Here is a 23,423-nt window from a genome sequence, read left to right as displayed (position 1 = left end):
CCATGATGAAACTGCGTCAAACCCCGCTGAGCATCGCTGCCGGCCCGATCTGGCTCGAAGCCCTGCTCGCCCATTCCCCCGACGCCGAGGGGCTGATCCTCATCGCCCAGAACTCGGTCGGCAATCACCGCGAGTCCCGTGAAGCCCACTTCGCCAAACGCCTGCAAGAGGCCGGATTCGCCACGCTGATCTTCGACCTGCTGACCCATTACGAGGAAACCCGCGACCCGGACACCCGCTACAACTCGCCGCTCCTCGGACAACGCATCAACCAGATATTCGAATGGCTACGCCACCAGCCGCCGCTCGCCATGCTTCCGGTCGGCCTGGTCGCCAGCGGTACGGGCAGCGCCGCCGCGGTACGCGCGGTCTCCAAGGAACCCATGGTCGTCGATGCGCTGGTGCTGCGCGGTGGCCGCCCTGGGCTGGCGGGGATATCCCCACTGCGCCAGATCGTTTGCCCGACGCGTTTCGTGGTTGGCGAAAAAGACACAGGCCTGTCGGCCTTGCGTCAGGCTTTCGACCTGCTCACTTGCACCAAGGACTGGCGGGCTCTGGCAGGCACCGATGAGGATTTCCGCCAACCCGGTGCGCTGGATGACGCGGCGACGACGGCCGCGGACTGGTTCCACCATCACCTCATCCAGCCGCCCGCCGCAGCGGACGCCCCCAAGCCAGACGCTGGTTAGCGCTGGCGCAACATGGCCTGGTGCGGCAGGCCCGCCTCCTCGTAAACCTCGCCTTCGGGCACGAAACCGAAACGGGCGTAGAAGCCCCGCGCATGGGTCTGCGCGCTGAGCACCAGCCGGCGCATGCCACGCCGTTCGGCCTCATCGATCAAGGCCTGCAACAGGGCCGCGCCCACACCGTGCCCGCGCCAGTCGGCCAGCACTGCCATGCGCCCGATGTGACCGTCAGGCAACAGCCGACCTGTGCCCGCCGGCTCATCGCCGGCCAAAGCCAGCGCATGGCAGGACACGGCATCGAACTCGTCGAGCTCCATGTCCGCCGGCACCTGCTGCTCGTCCACGAAAACCCGGAAGCGGATCGGTGTCGCCTGGGCGGCGAGTTCAGACCACTCGCCGAGCCGGACGGTGATGACGGGACGGGTATTCATTCGCGGATGTCCACCTGCGTGCCAGCCGGAACCAGATCGAACAGCTCCGCCACATCGCGGTTACGCATGCGGACGCAGCCGATGGACAGCGGCACGCCCATCGGTTCGGTATCCGGCGTGCCGTGGATGTAGATGTAGCGCTGCATCGAATCCACGGTGCCGAGGCGGTTCCGCCCCGGCTCCAGGCCAGACAGCCACAGGATCCGGGTGAGGATCCAGTCCCGCTCCGGCGACGCCTCCGCCAGCGCCGGTGACCACACTTCGCCGGTCGGGCGGCGCCCGCGAAAGGCCGCACCCAGCGGCGCACCGGCGCCGATGCGCGCGCGGATCACATGGCGCCCCCTCGGCGTGCGGTAGCTGCCCTTCTCCTCACCGGCGCCGTTCTTCGCGGTGGATACCGAATAGCGGCGGATGCACGCCCCGTCGTCACCGAACAGAGATAGGGTCTGGCTGGAAATATCGACACGAATCCGCATGGGCTCACCCTGCCACGGCACGCTTGCGCCGGGCCGCAAAGAAACTCGACAACAGGCCACCGCACTCCTCCGCCAGCACGCCACCCTCGATCGCAGCGTGATGGTTTAGGCGTGTCTCCGCAAACAGATCGATTACGCTACCGGCAACCCCGGTCTTCGGATCCCGTGCGCCGAAAACCACCCGGCCGATGCGCGCATGCATGATCGCACCAGCGCACATGGCGCAAGGCTCCAGCGTGACGTACAACGTACAGCCCGGCAGACGGTAGTTGCCGAGACGCGCGGCGGCGTCCCGCAGGGCCATCACCTCGGCGTGGGACGTGGGGTCGTGGCGGAGGATGGGCTGATTGAAGCCGCGTCCGACCACCTGCCCGTCCGGGCCGACGATCAACGCGCCAACCGGGACTTCGCCGCAACGGCCGGCATCCTCGGCCAGTTCGATCGCCATGCGCATGAAAGCGCTGTCCTGCTCGGAAAGGATGAGAGGCATGTTCAAGAAACCAGAGACTCGATCGGACCTAAAGCCGGGATTTTAAAACAGCATCGTGGAAAGCCTCAGCGAAACCGCACATCGCCCCCGTTCTGGAGGTCCGCCATGAGGACGGCCACCAGGGCGCCGCCCTCCTCGCGCGCTTCCATGCCTTGCTGGGCGGCCTGGTGGTTTTCGGCAACCCGTCCGGGACGCTGCAGCCCTGGGCCATTGGAGTACTTCTCCCGCGGTCTCATCGACAGCCTGCCGCCCCCTTCTTCCTGTTCAACGAAACCGGCCGCCTCGTCCTGTGGAACAGCTTCGTCTGCGACCTGACCGGTCTGGACGTGAGCCAGCTGATTCATCGGGAAGCTCGGCGACTTGCGCACCCCGCTGCGGGCGATCGAGGGCTACAGCACCATCATCGGCACCGATTATCCCGACAGACTCGACGACGGGACCCGAGAACTGCTGCGCCGTGTCCGTGCTGCGGCCCACCGCATGAGCCAGTTGATCGATGACCTGCTGACTCTCTCGCAGGTCAGTCGCAAGCCGCTGGAACGACGTCAGGTTGACCTGTCCCGGCTGGCCCGGGCCATCTGTCAATGAAATTCGCCCTTCGGTCGAGCTCCCATCAACATGGCCACGATCCTGTTCGGCAAGCTTCCTATTTCTGCGTTATATGCCTTGACCGCTTCTACGTACCGAAGCTCAGCGGTGTCGATCCGCCCACCGGCCTCTTCCATCTGCGCTTGAAGGTCTCGGAAATTAGCATCGGCCTTGAGAGCGGGGTAGTTTTCGGACACGACCAACAATCTGTCGACGGCCCGCGACAACTCCAGATTTCCCCTGGCGAAGTCAATCAGCACATCCTGGTCCCCCAGGGATTCAGGTGTCGCAGGCATATGCTCAGCCGTTGAGTCACGCGCTTGCGACACACGGCTCAACGTCTCCCGCTCGCTGGGGGCGTGGGTCTGTACCACCTGAATCAGATTCGGCACCTGATCCAGGCGTCGCCTGCTGAGTTCGATGAACTCGGAGGCCGTCACCAGCACCTGCTCATCTTCGGCCTGAATCTGGTGATATCCGCAACCGCTTACCAGACTTGCTGCCAGCAGCAGAAATACAGCCCGTCGGGTCTGCATCAAGAACACCTTCTGAAAATGCTGCGAGTGGCGCCATTATGCCTACCCTCGCACACAGCCCACGGACACCGATTGTTAAATCGGTCGCGCTACTCCGTCGGCCGCCTTCAAACCGATCATGGTCCGCCGTGCAAAGCACAGATCCTCCCAGGCCTTTGCCTTGTCGGCGAGATTCCTCAGCAGATAGGCCGGGTGATAAGTCACGATCACCGGTATGGAGCCATAGGAGAACAGTTTGCCGCGCGCCGCGCCGATCTTGATTTCCTGATTGAGCAGCGCCTGCGCCGCTGGACGGCCGAGGGCCACGATCAGGCGCGGGCGAATCAGTTCGATCTGGCGTTGCAGATATGGGAAACACGCCGACAGCTCGGCGGTGTCCGGCGTCCGGTTATGGGGCGGCCGGCATTTCACCGCATTGCCGATGTAGACGTCCTCCCCCCGCTTTAGATCGATCGAAGCGAGCATGTTGTCGAGCAGGCGCCCAGCCTGGCCAACGAAAGGCTCGCCGCGCTCATCCTCTTCGGCTCCCGGCCCTTCACCGACGAACAACCAGTCCGCCTTCCGATCACCGACGCCAGGCACAGCCTGCTTGCGTTAACGGCACAAGCCGCAGGCATCGCAACTGCGGATGCGTGCCTCCAGTTCGTCCCAGTCCAGATCGCCGACACGCACGGGTGCTGCTGGCGCATCGGCTGGCGGCCTGCGCTCCTGCTCTGGCGCCTTCATTGCGGCAGACAGCATGCTGCGGATGGGCTGGGGCTGGGGCTGGGGCTGGGGCTGGGGCTGGGCCTGGGCCTGGGCCTGGGCCGGCATCATGGCAGGCAGACTCTCCAGCACGGCAGGCTGCAACACCGGCGCCGTGCCGGCTTCCTCGTGCTCATCGGACGCGCTGCGGAGCCGCCACAGGGGAGCCAACCCCATCTCCCGCAGGATGCCGTTTCTACGCAAGTTCATCGCGGCGCGCTCACAGGCGGGACCTCATCACCAACGCATCCTCGCGCCCGGACGCAGCCGGGTAATAACCCTTGCGGCGACCGATGGTTTCGAAGCCGGCACGTTGATAAAGGGCCAGCGCCGCAGTATTGGATGGACGCACCTCGAGGAACATCTGACGGGCGCCGTCCTGGCGGGCCACGTCGCCGAGATGCTCCAGCAAGCGGCGCCCCAGGCCCTGGCCCTGGCGTTCGGCCTGGACACTGATATTGAGGATGTGGGCTTCGTCGAGCACCATCATCAGCACCGCATAACCCACGCGTTCCAGACCGTCGCGCATGGTCCAGCAACTGTAACCGGAACGCATGGAGTCGGAAAAATTACCGACCGTCCACGGATAGGGATACAGGCGCACATCCTGCATCGCGACCCATTCCAGGTCGGAATCCTGCATCGGTGCAAAATTCAGTCCAACCAGCGTCACGCCCGCCCTCCGCTGGCGAGACGCTCGGCGGTGGTCATGGCCACCTTGTCGCGCACGTACAAGGGAACTGCCAAGGCAGGATCGATCGCCTCCCCTTTGGCAAAGCGCACCGCAGCCAGGCGCGCCACGCTGGCCGCCCTGGGGATCGGCGACGGGTCGAAGCCGGCGAGGCGCTCACCGAGGGCCGGGATCAGCGCCGCTCCATATGCGCCGAAAGCGGAGCCGAAACCGAACCAGTCGCCCTCCGCCGGCAACGCCACCGCGGCGGGAACCGCGCAGGCCGGCGCGGTCTGTTCGACTAGCACACCATCGATACGCCGATAGGCGGCGAAGTAGACCTCGGACATCCGCGCATCCGCGGCAACGAAAATGGCCGTTTGATCACACTGATCCGCCAAGACCTCCAGGGTACACACCGGCACTACCGGCTTTCCGGCTCCGAGTGCCAGCCCCTGCGCCACACCACAAGCGAGGCGCAAACCCGTGAAAGCGCCGGGCCCCGCGCCGAAGGCGATCGCATCGAGATCCGCCAAGCCGACGGCGGCTTCCTTCAGGAGCTCCCGCACTTCGGGAAGAATGGTCTCCGAATGACCGGGACGGCCGGCCACGGGGCGTTCGATGAGGCGTTCTCCGTCGAGCAGTGCGACAGAGCCATATTCGGTGGAGGTTTCGAGGGCGAGGATCTTCATAGGAGGCGCATTCTACCGCCCTCCGCCTCCGGAAGCGGTGTTGAAGACGCGGGCCGTCGCTCGCAGTCAGTCCGGACGACGATGCCGGTCGCCGTAGACATCCCGGCCCGCATCGTGAACATCGCGGCGCAACTGGCGTCGCTCCTCGGGAGACCAGCGGCGGGGATTACGATTCTCGTCGACGTCCTGACGCCGCACGGGCTCCGCAGAAAAGGCCGGCATTTCCCTCCCCTGACGGTCTTGCGGAGCCGCATACTGGCGCAGGAAAGGTCCCAGACGCTCGTTACCCTGGGCTGCGGCGGCCCCCGTGGCCAGCAGTCCCACCAGCAACAACCCCAGCGTCAAGCGCGGGCCGCGACCAGACTTGTTCTGCAAAGTGGTTTCATTGCACATGGCGCTTATCCTAACCCGGCCGCAATCATTCAGGCATCTCCGGGAAGCGGGCCGATTTGATTCTGGCAGGCCAGGCCACCCGAGGTGCGACGCTTTGTAAGGGAATGTTAGGCCTGTCACTCCACTTACGTTTCTTTACCCACGTCTTTCACTGTCCCGCTAGCCGACCTGCACACGAGCGGCTAGCATTCGACCCATGGAAAAAGAGAGCTTTCGCATCCTCGTCGTCGACGACGACCTTCGCCTGCGCGACCTGCTGAAACGTTACCTTGGCGAACAGGGCTTCAACGTCAAGACAGTGGCCGACGCAGCGCAGATGGATCGCGCGCTGCTGCGCGAACACTTCGATCTGATGGTGCTCGACCTCATGCTGCCGGGAGAGGACGGCCTGTCCATCTGTCGGCGCCTGCGCGGCACCAACAACGGCATTCCGATCGTGATGCTCACCGCCAAGGGCGATGACGTGGACCGCATCGTCGGCCTGGAAATGGGTGCCGACGACTATCTGCCCAAGCCCTTCAACCCGCGCGAACTGGTGGCCCGCATCAACGCTGTGCTGCGCCGCCAGCCGCAGACGCCCCCCGGCGCACCAGCAGCCGACGATGAGGACGTGCGTTTCGGCCAGATCGTCGTTCAGCTCGGCACCCGCATGCTGATCCGCAACGGCGAGGAAACCCTGCTCACCACCGGTGAATTCGCACTGCTCAAGGTGCTGCTGCAACATCCCCGCCAGCCGCTCTCGCGGGATCGCTTGATGGAACTGGCCCGCGGCCGCGAATACGATGTGTTCGACCGCTCCATCGACGTGCAGATCTCCCGCCTGCGCAAGCTTATCGAGGAAGACCCCGGCAAGCCCCGCTACATCCAGACCGTGTGGGGTTTCGGCTACGTCTTCGTACCGGACGGCAACAAGCATTCCCAGTGACGCAAGGAGCGCACGCTCCTGCCCGTCCGTCGCACCATGGCACCCGCCCGCTACCGCACCCTGCTCCACGCCGCGCCCCGCACCTTGCTGTGGCGCATCTTTCTGGTGGTGGCGGCGCTGATGCTGGCCTCCGTGGCGGTGTGGTCGGCGATCTTCAGCCACTTCGACCAGGCCAGCCGAGCACGTCAAACCGCCCAGACGGTCATCAGCATCATCAACCTGACCCGTACCGCCCTCCTCAACGCCGACCCGGCACGGCGCAAAGACCTGCTGCTCGACCTCGCCACCCTGGAAGGCATCCGCATCTACCCCGCAGAAGCCCAGGACAAGGTACAGCCGCTGGAAGACACGGCGATCATGCGGATGGTCATCACCGACGTCCGCAAACAACTCGGTGTGGAAACCCGCTTCGCGTCTGCCTGGGAAGGTCTGACGGGATTCTGGGTCAGCTTCAAACTGGACGACGACCCTCCATCCGAAAGCATGGAGTTCTGGGTCATGCTGCCCAGCGAACGGATCATCCGCCCCCACGCACTGGAGTGGATGTGGTGGGGCGCCGCAGCCCTATGCCTCGCCACGCTGGGGGCCTACGTAATTGTCTCGCGCCTAAGCCTGCCTCTCAAAGCCATGGCGGCCGCGGCACGTACCGTCGGCCGTGGCGAGGTTCCACCGCAACTCAGCGAAAGCGGCCCTACCGAGTTGTCGGATCTGGCCCACGCCTTCAACCAGATGTCCCATGACCTGCAACAGCTCGATGCAGACCGGGCCCTCATCCTGGCCGGCGTGTCCCACGACCTGCGTACGCCACTGGCCCGCCTGCGCCTGGGCATCGAAATGTGCGGTGCCGACCCGGCTGATATCGATGCAATGGTCTCCGATATCGAGGATATGGACCGCATCATCGGCCAGTTCCTGGAGTTCTCGAAACTGGACGGCGGTGAAGCGCTAACCATGCTCGATCTTTCCGAACTGGCTGCCGAACTAGTCACCCTGTATGCCCGCCGCGGTTACACGCTGGAACTCCGCAGCATCGGGCACGTCACCGCGGCGGCGCGGCCGCAGGCCCTGCGGCGGGCAATAACGAACCTGATCGAGAACGCACTGCGCTACGCCGGCTCTCCCCCCGAATTGGAAATCGGTTCGGACCAGGGTCGGCCGACGATCCGCGTGCTCGATCGCGGCCCGGGCATTCCGGAAGCCGATATCGAACGCGTCAAACGCCCATTCACACGCCTCGAATCCGCCCGTAGCAACACCAAGGGATCGGGACTCGGCCTGGCCATCGTCGACCGCATCGTCCGTGGCCAGAACGGTGAATTCCGCCTTGCGCCTCGACAGGGCGGCGGGCTGACGGCCAGCATTCACCTGCGAGCCACAACAAAAGCCTGAGTTGAAGCTAGAATCGATGCTATCCCGTTTTGTCGGCGCCACACCCATGATCCTGTTCCGCCAGTTCTTCGATCCGAGCAGTTGCACGCTCAGCTATCTCCTGGCCGACCCAGTGACCGGCGATGCGGTCATCATCGACTCGGTCAAGGAGCACGTCGGGGCCTACATCAGTTTTCTGCAGGAGCAGGAACTCCGGCTGGTCTGGGTCATGGAAACCCATGTGCATGCCGACCACATCACCGGTTCGGCCGGCCTGCGGGAAGTAACCGGCGCCCGCAGCGTCATCAGCACCGGCGGCGGCGTTGGCTGTGCCGATCGCACTGTGGGCGACGGCGACACCATCGTCTTCGGCAACGAAGTCATCCGAGTCATTCCCACACCGGGGCACACGCCGGGCTGTGTCACCTACCACTGGCGCGACCGCCTTTTCACGGGTGATGCCTTGATGATCGGCGGCTGCGGCCGCACCGACTTTCAGGGCGGTGACGCGGGCCAGCTGTACGACAGCATCACCGAACGCCTGTTCACCTTCCCGGAAGAAACCCTGGTTTATCCCGGCCACGATTACCGCGGCGCACGGGTCTCCAGCATCAGCCAAGAAAAGGGCAGCAATCCGCGCCTGGCCGGGCGCAATCGACAAGAATTCATCGATCTGATGGCCAGTCTTGGCCTGCCCCCGCCACGCATGATGGATGAAGCCTTACCTGCCAATCTGCGTTGCGGTCGTCCTGGAGAGTTGGATGTCCATGGAGCTTGAACCTCTGACCCCCTACACCGAACTCGGCGGCGAAGAAACCATCCGCCGCCTCGTCCATCGTTTCTACGAACTCATGGACACCCTGCCTGAAGCATGGGATGTCCGCCAGATGCACCCCGAGGATCTGTCCGGTTCGGAAGAAAAGCTGTTCAAGTACCTCACCGGCTGGCTCGGCGGACCGCCGCTCTACGAGCGGGAATTCGGCCATCCCCGCCTGCGTGCGCGCCACCTTCCGTTTGCAATCGCGAGCCGGGAACGTGATCAGTGGCTGATGTGCATGGAAACCGCCTTCGACGAATGCCTCCCCCAAGGTCCGTTGAGAGACAAACTGTGGGCAGCCATCCTCGGCCTCGCCGATCACATGCGCAACCGCGTCGACCTCGGCTGACGAACAAGCCAACGAAAGCCTTTCCCGCCTTGCTTCCCTGATTTCTGCGCTGATGAAATTTCTTTTCGACCTGTTTCCGATCATCCTCTTCTTCATTGCCTACAAGTTTGCCGGCATCTTTGCTGCAACGGCAGTCGCCATCGCCGCCACCGTGGCGCAGATCGGATGGGTCTGGTTCCGCCACCGTAAGGTAGACACCATGCTGTGGGTCAGCCTCGTGATCGTCACCCTCTTCGGGGGCGCCACGCTGTTCTTCCAGAACCCGACCTTCATCAAGTGGAAACCTACCGTGCTGTACTGGTTCTTTGCCGGCTCCCTGCTGTTCTCCGCACAATTTCTTGGCAAGAACCTGATTCGCAGCCTGCTCGAGGCCCAGATGAAACTGCCCGACCGGCTGTGGGGCCGGCTCAACCTGGCCTGGGCCGCATTTTTTGGCGTGATGGGTGTCATCAATCTGTTCGTCGCCTACAACTATTCCGAAGACACCTGGGTCAACTTCAAGCTTTTCGGCGGCATGGGCCTGATGCTCGTGTTCGTGCTGGCCCAGGGAATGCTGCTGTCCCGTTACATCGAAGAGGAACCCAAATAATGCTGTATGCCCTGATCGGCGAAGACGCCCCCAACTCCCTCGACAAGCGCATGGCCGTGCGCGCCGAGCATCTGGCACGCCTTCAGGCCCTGCAGGCGGAAGGCCGCCTCGTACTGGCCGGCCCCTGTCCGGCAGTTGACTCTCCCGACCCCGGCCCGGCCGGCTTCACCGGCAGCGTCATCGTTGCCGAATTCCCCTCGCTGGCCGACGCCGAAGCCTGGGCCGCCGCCGACCCCTACGCCACCACCGGCGTCTTCGTGCGGTGCACCGTCAAGCCCTTCAAGAAGGTCCTGCCGTGAGCGTCATGGACGACATCCGCCAGCGGCTTGCCGTGCTGGCACCGTCCGCCATCGAACTGATCGATGACAGCCACCTGCACGCAGGTCATGCTGGCGCCCGTTCCGGTGGCGGCCATTACCGGCTCACCATCGTATCTGCAGCGTTCAGCGGCAAGAATACGGTCGCCCGCCACCGCTTGGTATACGACACCCTCGGCGACCTCATGCGCCGGGAGATCCATGCCCTGGCCATTCAGGCCAGGACACCCGACGAGAGTTGAATTTCAACCCGCTCCACCAGCAAGGAAAACTGATGAAGATCATCCCGAGCCGCCTGGCTCTGTCCCTCCTCGCAGCCACCATCGCGATTCCCGCCTTTGCCCAGAACGTGGCAACGGTCAACGGCACGGCCATTCCCCAGGCCCGCGCTGACGTGATGATCTCCGAGCAGAAGTCCCAGGGCGCTCCCGACTCCGAGCAGCTTCGCAACGCCGTGAAGGAAGAACTCGTGCGTCGCGAAGTGCTCGCCCAGGAAGCCCGCAAGAAGGGTTTCGAAAAATCCGCCGCCGTTCAGGCCCAAGTCGAGCTAGCCCGTCAGGCCGTGCTGATCCGCGCCTACCTGCAAGACTTCGTGAAGAGCCATCCGGTCACCGACGCCGAAGTGAAGGCCGAATACGACAAGATCAAGTCCCAGCTGGGTGACAAGGAATACAAGGCACGCCACATCCTCGTCGAGAAGGAAGACGAAGCCAAGGCCATCATCGCCAAGCTCGAAAAGGGTGAGAAGTTCGAAGAGCTCGCCAAGCAGTCCAAGGACCCCGGCTCCAAGGACAAGGGCGGCGATCTCGGCTGGGCCAATCCGGCAGGCTTCGTCAAGCCCTTCGCCGACGCGCTGACCAAGCTCGAAAAGGGCAAGATCACCACCACCCCGGTGAAGACCGATTTCGGCTATCACGTCATCAAGCTCGAGGACAGCCGGGCCCTGAAGGCACCGAGCTTCGACGAGGTGAAGGGGCAGATCAAGCAACGCCTCGAGCAGCAGCGCGTGGAACGTCACATCGCCGAGCTGCGCAGCAAGGCGGCGATCAAGTAACAAACGCTGCCACGCAGATGACAAAAAGCCGACGGAAACCGTCGGCTTTTTGTTTGCCTTTCGTCCTGCGGCCCCGGCTCAACAAAGGCAATTGGCCCGGATGACACCGTCCACCAGAGACGACACCATCCGGGCCAAGCCGGAAGCCGGAAACGTCGATCAGGCGCCGAAGGGGTGGCGCTTCAGGATCGTCTCGTCACGCTCGGGACCGGTGGAGATCACGTCGATGGAGATTTCGCAGATCTCCTCGATGCGGTGCAGATAGGCGCGCGCTTCGGGCGGCAGCGCATCCCAGGTGCGCGCACCAAAGGTCGTGCCGCTCCAACCGGGCAGCGTTTCGAGGATGGGTTCGCAACGAACCACCTCCTCAGCCCCCATCGGCAGCAGATCCACGCGCTTGCCGTCGAGCATGTAGCCGGTGCACAGCTTGAGTTCCGTCAGGCCGTCCAGCACGTCCAGCTTGGTGATGCACAGGCCGGAAACGCCGTTGATGATGATGGAACGCTTCAGCGCAGCCAGATCCAGCCAGCCGCACCGACGCTTGCGCCCAGTCACGGTACCGAATTCGCGGCCCACGGTGGACATCTGGTAACCCGGCGTGCCGGCGGTTTCGAAGTCCAGCTCAGTCGGGAACGGACCGCCCCCCACACGCGTACAGTAGGCCTTGGTAATGCCCAGCACGTAATGCAGACGGCCAGGGCCAACGCCGCTGCCCGCCGCCGCCTGACCGGCCACGCAGTTGCTGGAGGTCACGAAGGGATAGGTGCCGTGGTCAATGTCCAGCAGCGTGCCCTGCGCGCCTTCGAACAACAGGTTGCCACCGGATTTGTTGATCGCGTAGAGATCGGCGGACACGTCGGTGACCATCGGACGGATCTCTTCCGCGTCGGCCAGGGCTTGATCGTAGACGGTCTGGAAATCCACCGGGTCGGCACCCAGATACTGGGTCAGCACGAAGTTGTGATAATCCAGGTTCTCCTTCAGCTTCTCGGCGAAGCGCTCCGGATGGAACAGGTCGTACACGCGCAGCGCGCGGCGGGCGACCTTGTCTTCATAGGTCGGGCCGATGCCCTTGCCGGTGGTACCGATCTTGTCGCCAGCGCTCTTCTTCGCTTCGCGGGCGCGATCCAGCGCCGAGTGGTAGCCGAGGATAATTGGGCAGCCCGGGCTGATCTTCAGACGCTCGCGCACCTTGATGCCGCCGGCCTCAAGGCCACGCACCTCGGCCAGCAGATGGTGGATGTCAAGGACCACACCATTGCCGATGAAGCACTGCACGCCTTCACGCACGATGCCGGACGGCACGAGATTCAGCTTGTACTCGGTGGTGCCGACGACCAGCGTGTGACCGGCATTGTGGCCGCCCTGAAAACGGACAACCCCTTGGGCCTGATCGGTCAGCCAGTCGACGATCTTGCCCTTGCCTTCGTCACCCCACTGGGTGCCAACAACCACAACGTTCTTTGCCATCTATTTACTCTCCCTGAAGCGGTTCAACCTGCCAGGCACCGCCCCGCAGAACCAGACGCCGGTCACAGCCGGCCTCGCGCCACGTGCCGACATGGCCGGGCAATTCAATCACTACGCTTTCGCCGTTGTCGCGCAAGGCGGCGATGGCCGCCTGGAGCTGCGGATCCCGCCCGCCCGGAGCCAGGACGGCACCCGGCAATACGGGGTCGGCAACCTGCGCCGCAAGCTCGCGCAAATCCAGGCTGAAACCGGTAGCCGGACGACCGCGGCCAAAAGCCCGGCCTACACTGTCGTAACGCCCGCCGAGGGCGAGCGCGACAGGCGACTTGCCGCCGTAAGCCGCGAAGACTACCCCGCTGTGGTAATGATAGCCACGCAGATCAGCCAGATCGAAACTGATGGGCAGACCTTCCAGCTCATCGGCCAGCCACTGGAGATCACTCAGCGCAGCCGCGATTTCAGTGTCGGCCGGCAGGATTTCGCGGGCACGCGCGAGCACCTCGGCGCCCCCATACAGGGTCGGCAGGGCCAGCAGGGCTTCGCGGACATCGTCGGCGACACCGCTCAGCAGATCGCGTAAACCCGGCAGATCCTTGGCCTGCAGGCAATCGAACAGCGGCTCCTCTCGCTCCGCGCCGATACCGGCCTTGGCCACCAACGCTTTGAAAAGGCCCACGTGGCCGAGATCGATGCGCGACGTACCCACATCGGCGGCCTGCAGCGCTTCGGCGAGCAGACGGATCACTTCCGCGTCGGCCTCCCGGCCGGCGTGGCCGTAGATCTCGGCCCCCAGCTGGAGCGGCTCGCGGGTTGCCGTCAGCGACGACGGCACTGCGTGCGCAACGCTGCCGCAATAAGACAGGCGGGCAACGCCCTTCCGGTTGAGCAGGTGCGCATCGATGCGCGCGACCTGAGGCGTGATGTCGGCCCGCACCCCCATCGTACGACCGGAAAGCTGGTCGACGAGCTTGAGAGTTTTCAGCTGGAGATCCTGACCGGCACCAGTAAGCAGGGACTCCAGGTATTCGAGCAGGGGCGGCGCGACGAGCTGATAACCGTTGAGACGAAAGGCGTCGAGCAGACGACGGCGCAGATCTTCCAGCTTGGCCGCTTCGGCGGGCAAAGCGTCCTGGATATATTCGGGTAGAACCCAACGCAACATGGGGTAGCGCCTTACGAAAAAACGAATAGAACAACGAGGCCCAGCAGCATAGAGCCGAGGCCGACAAAACGGATCTGCCCGTCCGCCATGCGGATCAGACGGGCGAAAGTCTCCCTCCACAGGGCGGGCGCGACAAAGGGCACAGCGCCTTCAAGCACCAGCATCAGTGCGAAGGCGAGAATGAGCGAACGCCCCATTATTATTACTTCTTGCTCTTCCCGGACTCGCTACTGGCAGCAGCAGCCCGCCCGCCCGCACTCTTGAGATACTTGAAGAACTCGGAGTTGGGCTCCACGACCATCACATCCGACTTGCTCTTGAAGCTGCTCCGGTAAGCCTCAAGGCTGCGGTAGAAGGCAAAGAACTCGGGGTTCTGGCCGAAGGCCTGCGCATAGATCGCGGAAGCCTTGGCATCACCTTCACCCTTGACCTTCTGCGCATCACGGTAGGCTTCGGCGATGATCACTTCCCGTTGCTTGTCCGCGTCGGCCTTGATCTTTTCCGCCTCGGCACCACCCTGGGAGCGCAATTCATTGGCCACCCGCTTCCGCTCCGCCTCCATGCGACGATAAACGGACTCGGAAACCTCCACTGGCAAGTCAACGCGCTTGAGGCGGACATCGACGATCTGCACGCCGATCTTGCGGGCATCGAGGTCGGCCTTCACACGCATCTCGTCCATGATCTTCTCCCTCTCACCGGAAACGACCTCATGCACCGTGCGCTTGCCGAATTCTTCGCGCAGACCGGCGTTGACCGTCTGTTCGAGGCGCGTGCGGGCACGCGTCTCATCGCCCCCTACCGAGACATAGTAGAGCTTAGGGTCGACGATGCGCCACTTCACGAAGAGGTCAACAAGGACGTTCTTCTTTTCCGACGTGATGAAACGCTCCGGCTCGGAGGTATCCATCGTCAGGATGCGCTTGTCGAAATAGCGGACGTTCTGGATCAGGGGAATCTTGAAATGCAGGCCCGGCTCGCTGATCTGCCCCTTCACCTCGCCAAGTTGGAAGACCAACGCATGCTGGCGCTGATCGACCGTGAACAAGGACATGGACAACACAGCCACACCGAACAGGGCGGCACCGAAAATCAATGGCAGTCGTTCACGCATCAGCGCTCTCCCCGCTCACGGTTACGAGTGGCCTCACGGGTGCGGGACTCTCCCAGCAAAGCATCGGCACGCGGCGGAGCAATATTGCTCTCAGTCGTCGGCGAGGACACTGGACGACTGGTCTGCACCGGCTCGGCCGCCGGCGTAGCAGCCGGCACTGTCGTCTGCTGAATCAGCTTGTCCAGCGGCAGGTACAGCAGATTCCCACTGCTGCGGGCATCCACCATGACCTTGGAGGTGTTGGAGAAGATCTGCTGCATGGTATCGATGTACATGCGCTGACGCGTCACTTCCGGCGCCTTGGCATATTCGGTGTAAACCTGCTTGAAGCGCGACGCGTCACCTTCGGCCTGGGCGACGACCCGCCCCTTGTAGGCGTCCGCCTCCTCGATGAGACGGGAGGCAGCACCACGGGCACGCGGAATCACGTCATTGGCATAGGCCTGACCTTCGTTCTTCTGGCGCTCGCGATCCTGGCCGGCCTTCACCGCATCGTCGAAGGCCGCTTGGACCTGCTCTGGCGGCTGGGCATTCTGCATCGTCACCTTGCTGACCTGGATACCGGTCGAATAGCGATCGAGGATGTCCTGGGTCAGCTTCTGGGCGCTGGCGGCAACCTGCTCGCGGCCTTCGTAGAGCACGAAATCCATCTTGCTCTTGCCAACGATCTCGCGCACCGCCGTTTCCGCGGCCTGGATCACCGAATCATCGGAGTTGCGGTTATTGAACAGATATTGCTGAGGATCCTTCAGGATGTATTGCACCGCGAACTGGATGTTCACGATGTTCTCATCGTCCGTCAGCATCAGGGCTTCCTTGAGCACCTTGTTGCGCTCCGAGCCGCGATAGCCGATCTCGACCGTGCGCACTCCGGTCAGGTTAACCAACTCATGGGTCTGAATCGGATAAGGCAGGCGCCAACGCAATCCTGGCTCAGTGGCCTCCTGGAAGCGGCCGAACTGCAGCACGATGCCGCGCTGGCTCGCGTCGACGATGTAGAAGCCGCTGGCCAGCCACACGACCACCGCAAAAGCGGCAATCAGGCCGATGCCGCCACCAAACTGGCGCATGTTGAAATCGGGACTGCGATTGCCACCGTCTCCGCCCGATCCATTACCACGGCCGGAGTCACGCCCGAACATGCCGGACAGACGCCGGTTGAAGTCACGCCAGAGCTCCTCCAGATCGGGAGGTCCCTGATTTCCATCGCCGCCGCCGCGGTTGTCACCGCCGCGGTTACCCCATTTGGGATCGTTGAGAGACATGAGAATGCCTGTGATCACAGTAAAAATCCGCTCCGGGAAGGTGATGGGAAGGATTCGTCACACTGAATCCTGAGTTTCCGACGTGGCAGCCAATGGCGCCTTGTGAGCAAGTGCGATATCGGACAGCACTTGCCGCAGCAAACCGAGCCCCTCACCCGTCCTGGCGCTAAGCAAAACGCGCGAGATATTACCACACGCATCCCGCTGGACCTCCGGACTGGCCAGAGTCGCGTCGATCTTGTTCCAGATCTGGATCTGGGGGAGGCTGCCGGCACCGATTTCCTCGAGTACCGCATTGACCGCCGCAATCTGCCCTTCCCTGTCCTCACTCGATGAATCGACGACATGCAGCAGCACGTCCGCTGCCACCGTCTCCTCGAGCGTGGCGTGGAAAGCCGCGACGAGGGAATGGGGAAGGTCACGAATGAATCCGACCGTATCCGAGAGCACTATGTTCCCGGCATCCCCGAGAAAAAGTCGTCGTGACGTGGTGTCCAGGGTGGCGAACAGCTGATCGGCCGCGTAAGCGCCGGCCTTGGTCAGCGCATTGAACAGTGTCGATTTGCCCGCGTTGGTATAGCCCACCAGAGACACGGTGAGCACGTCGCGGCGCTCCCGGGCGCGGCGACGCACGCCACGCTGGCGCTCGAGCTGGGTCAGACGGGACTTCAGCAGCTTGACGCGCTCACCGAGCAGGCGGCGGTCGGTTTCAAGCTGCTTCTCGCCGGGGCCGCGCAGGCCGATACCGCCCTTCTGGCGCTCCAGGTGAGTCCAGCCCCTGACAAGACGCGTGGAAAGGTGCTGCAACTGGGCCAGTTCGACCTGCAGCTTGCCCTCGTGGCTCTTGGCACGCAGCGCGAAGATGTCGAGGATCAGCGCGGAACGATCGATGACTCGGCGCTCCAGCACGCGCTCCAGATTGCGCTGCTGTGCCGCCGAAATGTCATGATTGAAGATGACAATATCGGCCTCGTTGAGCTGCGCGGCCATCCGGATCTCATCGGCCTTGCCCTTGCCGATGTAGAGCGCCGGATCGGGCGCCTGCCTGCGGCACTGGACGACACCGACGACGCTGGCACCAGCACTGCTGGCCAGCAGGCCGATTTCGGACAAGCGCTCTTCAATGCTGCCCTGACCAAAATCGACCTGAATCAGAAGCGCGCGGGTTCCTGTGGAAGGCCGGTCAAACACACGCGAACCCGGATCGGAATAGGCCGCACTGCGGCCGGACGGTCACGGAACTCAGCTCGCAGCCTCGTTCTGTTCCTGCTGAATATTGACGGGACGGGCCGGCACGACGGTGGAAATGGCGTGCTTGTAGACCATCTGGGTCACCGTGTTCTTCAGCAGAACGACGTACTGGTCGAAAGACTCGACCTGCCCCTGCAGCTTGATGCCGTTCACGAGATAGATCGAAACGGGGACGTGTTCACGACGCAGGGCGTTGAGAAATGGATCTTGCAGGAGTTGCCCCTTATTGCTCATGTCATAACCTCTATGGTTTTAGTTTGGAATAATTATAGAGCCTTTTGCTGCACCGCCGCATCAGGCAGGCATCGGCTCGCAGGTGTGGAGAACAGGTTACTTAGTCTTTGTTCGCGTAGGGGTTGTGCGAAGATTTGAATTGTATCCGCAATGGCGTCCCCTGCAATTTGAACGCTTCCTGGAAAGTCCGCTCAAGGTAGCGGACGTAAGACGCGGACACGTCATCCAGGGCGCTGCCGTGAATCACGATCACCGGGGGATTCATGCCGCCCTGGTGCGCATAGCGCATCTTCGGACGGAACCCACCGTGCCTCGGCGGCTGTTGGCGCAACACGGCGTCGAGCAGCAGGCGCGTCAGCTTGGGCGTGGACAGCTTGGTCATCGCCGCCTCGTAGGCGCCATCGACACACTTGAGCATCGGCACGATGCCCTGCCCCTTCAAGGCCGAGACATACAGGAAACGCGCGAACCCCAGGAAGGGCAACTTGCGGGCAATGTCTTCCTTGACCCGCTGGCGACGATAGTCGTCGATGGCATCCCATTTGTTGACGGCAACCACCAGCGCTCGGCCGGCTTCGACGACAAAACCGCCGATATGAGCGTCCTGCTCGGAGATTTCCTGGCTGGCGTCGAGCACCAGCACCACCACATTGGACTGCTCAACCGCCTGCAAGGTCTTGATGACCGAGAATTTCTCCACTGCCTCGAAGACCTTGCCGCGTTTGCGCAGGCCAGCCGTGTCGATGAGGGTGTAATTCCGGCCATTGCGCTCGAACGGCACCTCGATCGCATCCCGCGTGGTGCCGGGCATGTCGAAGGCAATAACGCGTTCTTCGCCGATCAGCGTATTGACGAGCGTGGATTTGCCCACGTTGGGACGGCCGACGATAGCCACACGTGGCCCCTTGCCAGCCTCCTCGTCGTCCTCCGGATCCAGCGGGAAGTTCTCGAGGATCAACTCCATCAGCGCATTGACGTTGTCGCCATGGGCCGACGAAATACACAGGGGATCACCGAGGCCCAGCGCATGGAATTCGGCCGAGACCATCGAGCGGTTCATGCCCTCCGCCTTGTTGACGACGAGGAAGGTCGGGCGGCCAGCACGGCGCAGCCGGGTGGCAATCTGTTCGTCGTGAGGCGTCAGGCCGGCGCGGGCATCCACCATGAACAGCAGCGCATCGGCTTCGGCGATGGCCTGTTCAGCCTGTTTGGCCATTTCATGGACGATGCCTTCCTTCGCCACCGGGTCGAAACCAGCAGTGTCCACAACGAGGAACTCGCGCTCAGCCGCACGGCCGAGGCCGTAGCGGCGGTCACGGGTCAGACCCGGAAAATCAGCCACCAGGGCATCGCGGGTCTTGGTGAGGCGGTTGAACAAGGTCGACTTGCCCACATTAGGGCGTCCAACCAGGACAAGAGTGGGTTTCACGCGTCAGCGACTCCGTTATTGCACGCCGAGGGCGTAGATTGTGCCATTCTGGGTTTGCACCACGACATCGCCACCTGCACGCTGCAGATCGGCTGCAATGGCACTGGACACGACCCGGACACGACCGATCAGTGTGCCGTCATCACGACGCAGCACGTGGATGTCTCCGAAGCCATCACCGATGATCACATGATCACCCATGACGCGGGGACGACCGGGCGAACGGCCGGCAAGTTGATCCTGCTTCCAGGCACTCGCACCATTGGCGATGTCGAGGGCGTGCACCGCCCCTTTTTCGTCGGTCACGTAGACATGGCGCTCATCCAGATCGAGACCGCGGGAACTGGACAGGTCCCGCGTCCACAGTGTGGAGCCATTGGACATGTCGAAGCAGGCAACCCGCCCCTGGTAAGCCACGGCGCAGGTCGCGCGGGCATTCATTACGGGCAGGCTGGTGATATCGGCCACCCGCTCGAGTTCGGTGGCCCCGCGCGGGATGGCGACGGTGCCTTCCCACATCAGGGAACCATTGGCAGGGTTGACCGCTGCCAGCTTGCCACCGGGAAAGCCCGCCAGGATCAGCTTGTCATCCAGTACCACACCGGCCGAACTACGCAAGGCCAGCGCCGGAGTTGCCCGCTGATACACCCAGCGCTGCTTGCCGGTGCTCGGCTCAAGGCCGAACAAGCGGCTGTCGGCACTCCGCACGACGACGATACTGTCCGAAACCGCTGGCGCTGCAAGCACCTCCGCATTGACCTTCGCTTTCCAGCGAACTTGGCCGGTGGCACCGTCCAATGCGATCACGTCGCCCTTTGGCGAAGCAACCAGAACGAGCTGCCCATCGCTGCCAACCCCGCCGGATACGGTGACACCCACATCGGTTCTCCAGACGGTCTTCCCGCCCTGGAGCTTCACCACCTTACCATCACGCCCAGCGGCAAACACTGCATCTCCGGACAATGCGGGCTGCAGCACAAAAGGCCCTGAATCGCCGACACTCGCCCGCCACACCTCGGCGATACGAACCGGGTTGCTCAGGGGCTTGAGCGCCGGCAGCTTGCCGTCACCCGACGCAAAGGGGTTCCATGTGGAGCATGCAGCCAGACTCAGGGACGCCAGAACCGCGACAAAACCCGGACGAAGCTTGTTCATTGAGCACCCCCGAGCGCATCCAGCTTGGCCTGGGCAATCTCGCGCAGGGTTGCAGCCTCAACCTTGGATGCGGTGCCAAGCGCGTCCACTGCCGCCTTGTAGGCGATGCGAGCCTCTGCAGGCTTCCCTTGGGCGACCAGGATGTCTCCCTTCAGATCGGCATAGCGGGCAGCCAGGTTTTCGTCGGGCACGGAATTCAGCTGAGCCAAGGCTTCGTCGTATGCCTTGTCATCCACCAAAACGGTGGCCAGGCGCAGCTTCGCCAAGCCCCGCAGCGCAGGGTCGTTGGCCTTTTCGGCTGCCCAGGACAGCGGTACACGAGCGTTCTTCAGATCGCCCGACTCCACCTGGGCCTTGGCGGACAGCAAAGCCGCAAGGTCGGCGTAGGCCGTACCACTGTACTTGTCGATCAGCGTGCCAGCGGCCTCGCGGGCTTTCTGGGGATTATGCTCGGCAGCCGCTTGTTGGACGGCCTCATACAGCGTGGCGGCCTCCGCACTCTGCTTGCGGACGTACCAGTTCCAACCCTGCCAAACCACCGACGCCAGCGCGGCGATGATCGCCACCGCCGTCACGAGCTTGCCATATTGCTCCCACCAGCCCTTGATCTGGGAAAGCTGTTCTTGTTCTTCGAGGTCAAATGCTGCCATCGTCTTCTTCCGATTCGATTAGGCGATCCGCCAGAGTTTCGGGGAGCACTTCCATGGGAACACGAAGCTGTTCACCACCGTCGCGCAAGGGCTTGAGACTGACTTCACCGACGGCGGCCTCGTCATCGCCGATCACCACGGCAAACGGCGCACCGGACGCATCGGCCCGTTTCATCTGAGACTTGAAGCTGCCGCCACCGCAATGCTGGGTCACCGAAAAACCGGTGCCGCGCAACATCTCGGAAACCCGGAAAGCAGCGCGCTGGGCCGCCTCGCCAGCGTGAACCAGATAGACGTCGGGCACGACGCGCTCGGCTTGGCCGCCGCTCTCCTGCCACAGGGCGAGCAGGCGCTCGACGCCCATCGCGAAGCCCGCTGCCGGCGCCGGTTTGCCGCCCAATTGGGCGACGAGACCATCGTAACGGCCGCCGGCACAGATGGTGCCCTGAGCGCCGAGCCGGGTCGTGACCCACTCGAAAACGGTGCGGTTGTAGTAGTCCAGCCCACGCACCAGCCTGTGGTTGATGCGATAAGGCAGGCCGGCATCCTTCAGCACAGCCTGGACGCCCTCGAAGTGCTTGATCGACTCCTCGCCGAGGAAATCGGCCAGCTTGGGCGCGGCTTCCACGATGTCCTGCAGATCCGGATTCTTGGTGTCGAGGATGCGCAGCGGATTCGTATACAAACGACGCTTGCCGTCCTCGTCCAGCCGGGCCTGATGCTGTTCCAGATAGGCGATCAGGGCCGCCCGGTGGGCCGCCCGCTCCTCGCTGCTACCGAGCGAGTTGATCTCCAGCTTGACATCGTCGAGGCCGAGGTCGTCCCACAGGCGCGCGCACATAAGGATGTGCTCCGCGTCGATATCCGGCCCTTCGAAGCCCAGCGCCTCGACACCGACCTGGTGGAACTGGCGGTAACGCCCCTTCTGGGGACGCTCGTGGCGGAACATCGGGCCGTGGTAATACAGCCGGCGCGGCTGGCTGAACAGCAGATTGTGCTGGATCGCCGCCCGCACGCAGGACGCCGTGCCTTCCGGACGCAGGGTCAGATGCTCGCCATTTAGGGCGTCTTCGAAGGAGTACATTTCCTTCTCGACGATGTCCGTCACTTCACCGATGGCTCGCTTGAACAGCGGGGTCGGCTCGACCAGCGGCATGCGGATCGGGCGATAGCCGTAGCTATGCAACCAGTTGCGGACGATCTCTTCGAATTGTTCCCAGATTTCTGCTTCGTCGGGCAGGATGTCGTTCATCCCGCGCACGGCCTGGAGGGTCTTGCTCATAATTCCTTTTGTTTTTCTGTAACGCGCGGATCAAGCCGCGGCGCCCTTGCGGGGATAGGTGCGGGCCACGTAGTTCTCGATGATGGCCTTGAATTCATTGGCGATGTTGTCACCCCGGAGAGTCAGGGTCTTCACCCCGTCTTCGAACACAGGAGCCGCCGGCGACTCGCCGGTGCCCGGCAGGGAAATGCCGATATTCGCATGCTTGCTTTCGCCGGGGCCATTCACGATGCAGCCCATCACCGCCAGGCTCATGTTCTCGACGCCATCGTACTGATCGCGCCAGACCGGCATGTTGTCACGCACGAAGGACTGCACGTCGGATGCCAGCTCCTGGAACAGCGTGCTGGTAGTGCGGCCACAGCCCGGGCAGGCCGTGACCATCGGGGTAAACGCGCGCAAGCCCATCGTCTGCAGGATCTCCTGCGCAACGATGACTTCCTGGGTCCGGCTGCCATTGGGCTCGGGCGTGAGGGACACGCGGATCGTGTCGCCGATGCCTTCCTGCAGCAGCACGGCGAGGGCCGCCGTCGACGCCACGATGCCCTTCGAGCCCATGCCGGCTTCCGTCAAGCCCAGATGCAGCGGGTAATCGCACTTAGCCGCCATGTCGCGGTAAACAGCGATCAGGTCCTGCACGCTGCTGACCTTGGCGGACAGGATGATCTTGTTACCGGCCAGACCGTACTCCTCGGCCTTCGCCGCGGACTCCAACGCCGAGGTGACCAGCGCTTCGCGCATCACCGCGCCGGCGTCGCGCGGCACGGCCCGTTTGGCATTCTCGTCCATGATTCGCGCCAGCACCGACTGGTCGAGGCTGCCCCAGTTGACGCCGATCCGTACCGGCTTGTCGTACTTGCAAGCCATCTCGACGATGGACGCAAACTGGGTATCGCGCTTGGCTCCCTGCCCCACATTGCCCGGATTGATGCGCAACTTGTCGAGGGCTTCGGCGCAGGCCGGATTGTCGGCCAGCAGCTTGTGCCCGTTGTAGTGGAAATCGCCGACCAGCGGAACATCAAGGTTCATCGCCAGCAGCTTCTCACGGATCTTCGGCACGGCCTTGGCCGCTTCGTCGTTATTGACGGTGATCCGGACGAGCTCGGAGCCGGCACGCGCCAGCTGGGCCACCTGCATCGTGGTCGCGAAATCATCAGCGGTGTCGGTATTTGTCATCGACTGCACGACGACGGGGGCACCGGAACCGATCGACACATGGCCGACGCGAACCTGACGGGTCTGACGGCGGGCGCAAGCGCGCCCCGAAAGTAGTAGATCCATAAATG

The 23,423-nt window shown here is 63.3% G+C and carries 30 protein-coding genes and 1 pseudogene; 10 read left to right on the top strand and 21 right to left on the bottom strand.

Features of this window, described 5'->3' with window-relative positions; translation table 11 throughout:
- Positions 1-2: 2 nt before the first annotated feature.
- On the top strand, positions 3-689 hold the full coding sequence (locus AC1PQG_RS09070; protein WP_481122248.1) for a dienelactone hydrolase family protein: 687 nt from the start codon (positions 3-5) through the stop codon (positions 687-689).
- On the opposite strand, the gene AC1PQG_RS09065 is transcribed toward AC1PQG_RS09070, so the two are convergent.
- From AC1PQG_RS09065 to AC1PQG_RS09050, 4 genes are all read right to left on the bottom strand, one after another.
- On the bottom strand, positions 686-1,117 hold the full coding sequence (locus AC1PQG_RS09065) for a GNAT family N-acetyltransferase (protein WP_481122247.1): 432 nt from the start codon (positions 1,115-1,117) through the stop codon (positions 686-688). The two genes, AC1PQG_RS09070 and AC1PQG_RS09065, sit on opposite strands and share 4 nt — an antisense overlap.
- The gene (locus tag AC1PQG_RS09060) at positions 1,114-1,593 is read right to left on the bottom strand and encodes a L,D-transpeptidase family protein (protein WP_481122246.1); all 480 of its coding nucleotides are present in this window, start codon (positions 1,591-1,593) and stop codon (positions 1,114-1,116) included. Before AC1PQG_RS09060 ends, AC1PQG_RS09065 begins: the two co-directional genes overlap by 4 nt.
- A gap of 4 nt (positions 1,594-1,597) precedes the next feature.
- Positions 1,598-2,083: a tRNA adenosine(34) deaminase TadA gene (gene tadA / locus AC1PQG_RS09055; RefSeq protein ID WP_481122245.1), complete on the bottom strand. Its 486-nt coding sequence runs from the start codon at positions 2,081-2,083 to the stop codon at positions 1,598-1,600.
- Positions 2,084-2,148: 65 nt separating this feature from the next.
- Positions 2,149-2,427, bottom strand: a complete 279-nt coding sequence (locus tag AC1PQG_RS09050) for a hypothetical protein (RefSeq protein ID WP_481122244.1) — start codon at positions 2,425-2,427, stop codon at positions 2,149-2,151.
- A gap of 16 nt (positions 2,428-2,443) precedes the next feature.
- On the opposite strand from AC1PQG_RS09050, the gene AC1PQG_RS09045 reads away from it, so the two are divergent.
- Positions 2,444-2,671: a histidine kinase dimerization/phospho-acceptor domain-containing protein gene (locus AC1PQG_RS09045; protein ID WP_481122243.1), complete on the top strand. Its 228-nt coding sequence runs from the start codon at positions 2,444-2,446 to the stop codon at positions 2,669-2,671.
- Here the strand turns inward: AC1PQG_RS09045 and AC1PQG_RS09040 are convergent.
- From AC1PQG_RS09040 to AC1PQG_RS09020, 5 genes and pseudogenes are all read right to left on the bottom strand, one after another.
- Positions 2,665-3,207, bottom strand: coding sequence for a LemA family protein (locus AC1PQG_RS09040; protein ID WP_481122242.1), 543 nt, complete (start codon positions 3,205-3,207; stop codon positions 2,665-2,667). The genes AC1PQG_RS09045 and AC1PQG_RS09040 overlap by 7 nt on opposite strands.
- 75 nt (positions 3,208-3,282) lie before the next feature.
- Positions 3,283-4,161: pseudogene (locus AC1PQG_RS09035) on the bottom strand (uracil-DNA glycosylase).
- 10 nt (positions 4,162-4,171) lie between these two features.
- Entirely contained in the window at positions 4,172-4,624 is a 453-nt protein-coding gene (gene rimI / locus AC1PQG_RS09030) for a ribosomal protein S18-alanine N-acetyltransferase (RefSeq protein ID WP_481122241.1), read from the bottom strand.
- Entirely contained in the window at positions 4,621-5,313 is a 693-nt protein-coding gene (tsaB, locus tag AC1PQG_RS09025; RefSeq protein ID WP_481122240.1) for a tRNA (adenosine(37)-N6)-threonylcarbamoyltransferase complex dimerization subunit type 1 TsaB, read from the bottom strand. The genes rimI and tsaB overlap by 4 nt, the downstream gene beginning before the upstream one ends.
- Before the next feature lie 66 nt (positions 5,314-5,379).
- On the bottom strand, positions 5,380-5,706 hold the full coding sequence (locus AC1PQG_RS09020) for a hypothetical protein (protein ID WP_481122239.1): 327 nt from the start codon (positions 5,704-5,706) through the stop codon (positions 5,380-5,382).
- Positions 5,707-5,902: 196 nt separating this feature from the next.
- Between AC1PQG_RS09020 and ompR the strand changes: the two genes are divergently transcribed.
- The 8 genes from ompR to AC1PQG_RS08980 are packed head-to-tail and all read left to right on the top strand — an operon-like array spanning position 5,903 to position 11,125.
- On the top strand, positions 5,903-6,631 hold the full coding sequence (gene ompR, locus AC1PQG_RS09015; RefSeq protein ID WP_481114687.1) for an osmolarity response regulator transcription factor OmpR: 729 nt from the start codon (positions 5,903-5,905) through the stop codon (positions 6,629-6,631).
- A gap of 36 nt (positions 6,632-6,667) precedes the next feature.
- The gene (locus AC1PQG_RS09010; RefSeq protein WP_481122238.1) at positions 6,668-8,020 is read left to right on the top strand and encodes a sensor histidine kinase; all 1,353 of its coding nucleotides are present in this window, start codon (positions 6,668-6,670) and stop codon (positions 8,018-8,020) included.
- Between the two features lie 16 nt (positions 8,021-8,036).
- Complete coding sequence (locus tag AC1PQG_RS09005) at positions 8,037-8,777, top strand: MBL fold metallo-hydrolase (protein WP_481122237.1); 741 nt, start codon at positions 8,037-8,039, stop codon at positions 8,775-8,777.
- Positions 8,761-9,165: a group II truncated hemoglobin gene (locus tag AC1PQG_RS09000; RefSeq protein ID WP_481122236.1), complete on the top strand. Its 405-nt coding sequence runs from the start codon at positions 8,761-8,763 to the stop codon at positions 9,163-9,165. The genes AC1PQG_RS09005 and AC1PQG_RS09000 overlap by 17 nt, the downstream gene beginning before the upstream one ends.
- 52 nt (positions 9,166-9,217) lie before the next feature.
- Positions 9,218-9,754: a septation protein A gene (locus tag AC1PQG_RS08995; RefSeq protein WP_481122235.1), complete on the top strand. Its 537-nt coding sequence runs from the start codon at positions 9,218-9,220 to the stop codon at positions 9,752-9,754.
- Positions 9,754-10,053 (top strand): YciI family protein, encoded by a 300-nt coding sequence (locus AC1PQG_RS08990; protein WP_481122234.1) that lies wholly within the window; start codon positions 9,754-9,756, stop codon positions 10,051-10,053. Before AC1PQG_RS08995 ends, AC1PQG_RS08990 begins: the two co-directional genes overlap by 1 nt.
- Positions 10,054-10,058: 5 nt before the next feature.
- The gene (locus AC1PQG_RS08985; protein WP_481122990.1) at positions 10,059-10,313 is read left to right on the top strand and encodes a BolA family protein; all 255 of its coding nucleotides are present in this window, start codon (positions 10,059-10,061) and stop codon (positions 10,311-10,313) included.
- Positions 10,314-10,345: 32 nt separating this feature from the next.
- On the top strand, positions 10,346-11,125 hold the full coding sequence (locus AC1PQG_RS08980) for a peptidylprolyl isomerase (protein WP_481122233.1): 780 nt from the start codon (positions 10,346-10,348) through the stop codon (positions 11,123-11,125).
- 159 nt (positions 11,126-11,284) lie between these two features.
- Here the strand turns inward: AC1PQG_RS08980 and AC1PQG_RS08975 are convergent, their stop codons facing one another.
- The 12 genes from AC1PQG_RS08975 to ispG form a co-directional block, all read right to left on the bottom strand.
- Positions 11,285-12,595, bottom strand: coding sequence for an adenylosuccinate synthase (locus AC1PQG_RS08975; protein WP_481122232.1), 1,311 nt, complete (start codon positions 12,593-12,595; stop codon positions 11,285-11,287).
- A gap of 4 nt (positions 12,596-12,599) precedes the next feature.
- Positions 12,600-13,754: an ATP phosphoribosyltransferase regulatory subunit gene (locus AC1PQG_RS08970; protein WP_481122989.1), complete on the bottom strand. Its 1,155-nt coding sequence runs from the start codon at positions 13,752-13,754 to the stop codon at positions 12,600-12,602.
- Positions 13,755-13,768: 14 nt separating this feature from the next.
- Positions 13,769-13,954 carry a DUF2065 domain-containing protein gene (locus AC1PQG_RS08965; RefSeq protein ID WP_481122231.1) on the bottom strand — a complete coding sequence of 62 codons (186 nt, stop codon included), beginning with the start codon at positions 13,952-13,954 and terminating at the stop codon, positions 13,769-13,771.
- Between the two features lie 5 nt (positions 13,955-13,959).
- On the bottom strand, positions 13,960-14,871 hold the full coding sequence (gene hflC, locus AC1PQG_RS08960; protein ID WP_481122230.1) for a protease modulator HflC: 912 nt from the start codon (positions 14,869-14,871) through the stop codon (positions 13,960-13,962).
- Positions 14,871-16,136, bottom strand: coding sequence for an FtsH protease activity modulator HflK (gene hflK / locus AC1PQG_RS08955; RefSeq protein WP_481122229.1), 1,266 nt, complete (start codon positions 16,134-16,136; stop codon positions 14,871-14,873). The genes hflC and hflK overlap by 1 nt, the downstream gene beginning before the upstream one ends.
- Before the next feature lie 57 nt (positions 16,137-16,193).
- Complete coding sequence (gene hflX / locus AC1PQG_RS08950; protein ID WP_481122228.1) at positions 16,194-17,327, bottom strand: GTPase HflX; 1,134 nt, start codon at positions 17,325-17,327, stop codon at positions 16,194-16,196.
- Positions 17,328-17,378: 51 nt separating this feature from the next.
- The gene (gene hfq, locus AC1PQG_RS08945; protein ID WP_079434940.1) at positions 17,379-17,621 is read right to left on the bottom strand and encodes an RNA chaperone Hfq; all 243 of its coding nucleotides are present in this window, start codon (positions 17,619-17,621) and stop codon (positions 17,379-17,381) included.
- Between the two features lie 100 nt (positions 17,622-17,721).
- Positions 17,722-19,050, bottom strand: a complete 1,329-nt coding sequence (der, locus tag AC1PQG_RS08940; protein ID WP_481122227.1) for a ribosome biogenesis GTPase Der — start codon at positions 19,048-19,050, stop codon at positions 17,722-17,724.
- A gap of 15 nt (positions 19,051-19,065) precedes the next feature.
- On the bottom strand, positions 19,066-20,205 hold the full coding sequence (gene bamB / locus AC1PQG_RS08935; RefSeq protein ID WP_481122226.1) for an outer membrane protein assembly factor BamB: 1,140 nt from the start codon (positions 20,203-20,205) through the stop codon (positions 19,066-19,068).
- The gene (locus AC1PQG_RS08930; RefSeq protein ID WP_481122225.1) at positions 20,202-20,855 is read right to left on the bottom strand and encodes a YfgM family protein; all 654 of its coding nucleotides are present in this window, start codon (positions 20,853-20,855) and stop codon (positions 20,202-20,204) included. The genes bamB and AC1PQG_RS08930 overlap by 4 nt, the downstream gene beginning before the upstream one ends.
- Positions 20,842-22,137: a histidine--tRNA ligase gene (gene hisS / locus AC1PQG_RS08925; RefSeq protein ID WP_481122224.1), complete on the bottom strand. Its 1,296-nt coding sequence runs from the start codon at positions 22,135-22,137 to the stop codon at positions 20,842-20,844. The genes AC1PQG_RS08930 and hisS overlap by 14 nt, the downstream gene beginning before the upstream one ends.
- Before the next feature lie 30 nt (positions 22,138-22,167).
- Positions 22,168-23,418 carry a flavodoxin-dependent (E)-4-hydroxy-3-methylbut-2-enyl-diphosphate synthase gene (gene ispG, locus AC1PQG_RS08920; protein WP_481122223.1) on the bottom strand — a complete coding sequence of 417 codons (1,251 nt, stop codon included), beginning with the start codon at positions 23,416-23,418 and terminating at the stop codon, positions 22,168-22,170.
- Positions 23,419-23,423 lie beyond the last annotated feature (5 nt).

The organism is Zoogloea sp. GDB6 (genome assembly GCF_056724105.1).
This window is presented reverse-complemented; position numbering and strand designations above follow the sequence as displayed.

Excerpts from the sequence above, each read along its gene's own strand:
- AC1PQG_RS09070 (WP_481122248.1), top strand. The coding sequence starts at position 3 with ATGATGAAACTGCGTCAAACCCCGCTGAGCATCGCTGCCGGCCCGATC.
- AC1PQG_RS09065 (WP_481122247.1), bottom strand. The coding sequence starts at position 1,117 with ATGAATACCCGTCCCGTCATCACCGTCCGGCTCGGCGAGTGGTCTGAA.
- AC1PQG_RS09060 (WP_481122246.1), bottom strand. The coding sequence starts at position 1,593 with ATGCGGATTCGTGTCGATATTTCCAGCCAGACCCTATCTCTGTTCGGT.
- tadA (WP_481122245.1), bottom strand. The coding sequence starts at position 2,083 with ATGCCTCTCATCCTTTCCGAGCAGGACAGCGCTTTCATGCGCATGGCG.
- AC1PQG_RS09050 (WP_481122244.1), bottom strand. The coding sequence starts at position 2,427 with ATGAATCAGCTGGCTCACGTCCAGACCGGTCAGGTCGCAGACGAAGCT.
- AC1PQG_RS09040 (WP_481122242.1), bottom strand. The coding sequence starts at position 3,207 with ATGCAGACCCGACGGGCTGTATTTCTGCTGCTGGCAGCAAGTCTGGTA.
- tsaB (WP_481122240.1), bottom strand. The coding sequence starts at position 5,313 with ATGAAGATCCTCGCCCTCGAAACCTCCACCGAATATGGCTCTGTCGCA.
- AC1PQG_RS09020 (WP_481122239.1), bottom strand. The coding sequence starts at position 5,706 with ATGTGCAATGAAACCACTTTGCAGAACAAGTCTGGTCGCGGCCCGCGC.
- ompR (WP_481114687.1), top strand. The coding sequence starts at position 5,903 with ATGGAAAAAGAGAGCTTTCGCATCCTCGTCGTCGACGACGACCTTCGC.
- AC1PQG_RS09010 (WP_481122238.1), top strand. The coding sequence starts at position 6,668 with ATGGCACCCGCCCGCTACCGCACCCTGCTCCACGCCGCGCCCCGCACC.
- AC1PQG_RS09005 (WP_481122237.1), top strand. The coding sequence starts at position 8,037 with ATGCTATCCCGTTTTGTCGGCGCCACACCCATGATCCTGTTCCGCCAG.
- AC1PQG_RS09000 (WP_481122236.1), top strand. The coding sequence starts at position 8,761 with ATGTCCATGGAGCTTGAACCTCTGACCCCCTACACCGAACTCGGCGGC.
- AC1PQG_RS08995 (WP_481122235.1), top strand. The coding sequence starts at position 9,218 with ATGAAATTTCTTTTCGACCTGTTTCCGATCATCCTCTTCTTCATTGCC.
- AC1PQG_RS08990 (WP_481122234.1), top strand. The coding sequence starts at position 9,754 with ATGCTGTATGCCCTGATCGGCGAAGACGCCCCCAACTCCCTCGACAAG.
- AC1PQG_RS08985 (WP_481122990.1), top strand. The coding sequence starts at position 10,059 with ATGGACGACATCCGCCAGCGGCTTGCCGTGCTGGCACCGTCCGCCATC.
- AC1PQG_RS08980 (WP_481122233.1), top strand. The coding sequence starts at position 10,346 with ATGAAGATCATCCCGAGCCGCCTGGCTCTGTCCCTCCTCGCAGCCACC.
- AC1PQG_RS08975 (WP_481122232.1), bottom strand. The coding sequence starts at position 12,595 with ATGGCAAAGAACGTTGTGGTTGTTGGCACCCAGTGGGGTGACGAAGGC.
- AC1PQG_RS08965 (WP_481122231.1), bottom strand. The coding sequence starts at position 13,954 with ATGGGGCGTTCGCTCATTCTCGCCTTCGCACTGATGCTGGTGCTTGAA.
- hflC (WP_481122230.1), bottom strand. The coding sequence starts at position 14,871 with ATGCGTGAACGACTGCCATTGATTTTCGGTGCCGCCCTGTTCGGTGTG.
- hflK (WP_481122229.1), bottom strand. The coding sequence starts at position 16,136 with ATGTCTCTCAACGATCCCAAATGGGGTAACCGCGGCGGTGACAACCGC.
- hfq (WP_079434940.1), bottom strand. The coding sequence starts at position 17,621 with ATGAGCAATAAGGGGCAACTCCTGCAAGATCCATTTCTCAACGCCCTG.
- bamB (WP_481122226.1), bottom strand. The coding sequence starts at position 20,205 with ATGAACAAGCTTCGTCCGGGTTTTGTCGCGGTTCTGGCGTCCCTGAGT.
- AC1PQG_RS08930 (WP_481122225.1), bottom strand. The coding sequence starts at position 20,855 with ATGGCAGCATTTGACCTCGAAGAACAAGAACAGCTTTCCCAGATCAAG.
- hisS (WP_481122224.1), bottom strand. The coding sequence starts at position 22,137 with ATGAGCAAGACCCTCCAGGCCGTGCGCGGGATGAACGACATCCTGCCC.
- ispG (WP_481122223.1), bottom strand. The coding sequence starts at position 23,418 with ATGGATCTACTACTTTCGGGGCGCGCTTGCGCCCGCCGTCAGACCCGT.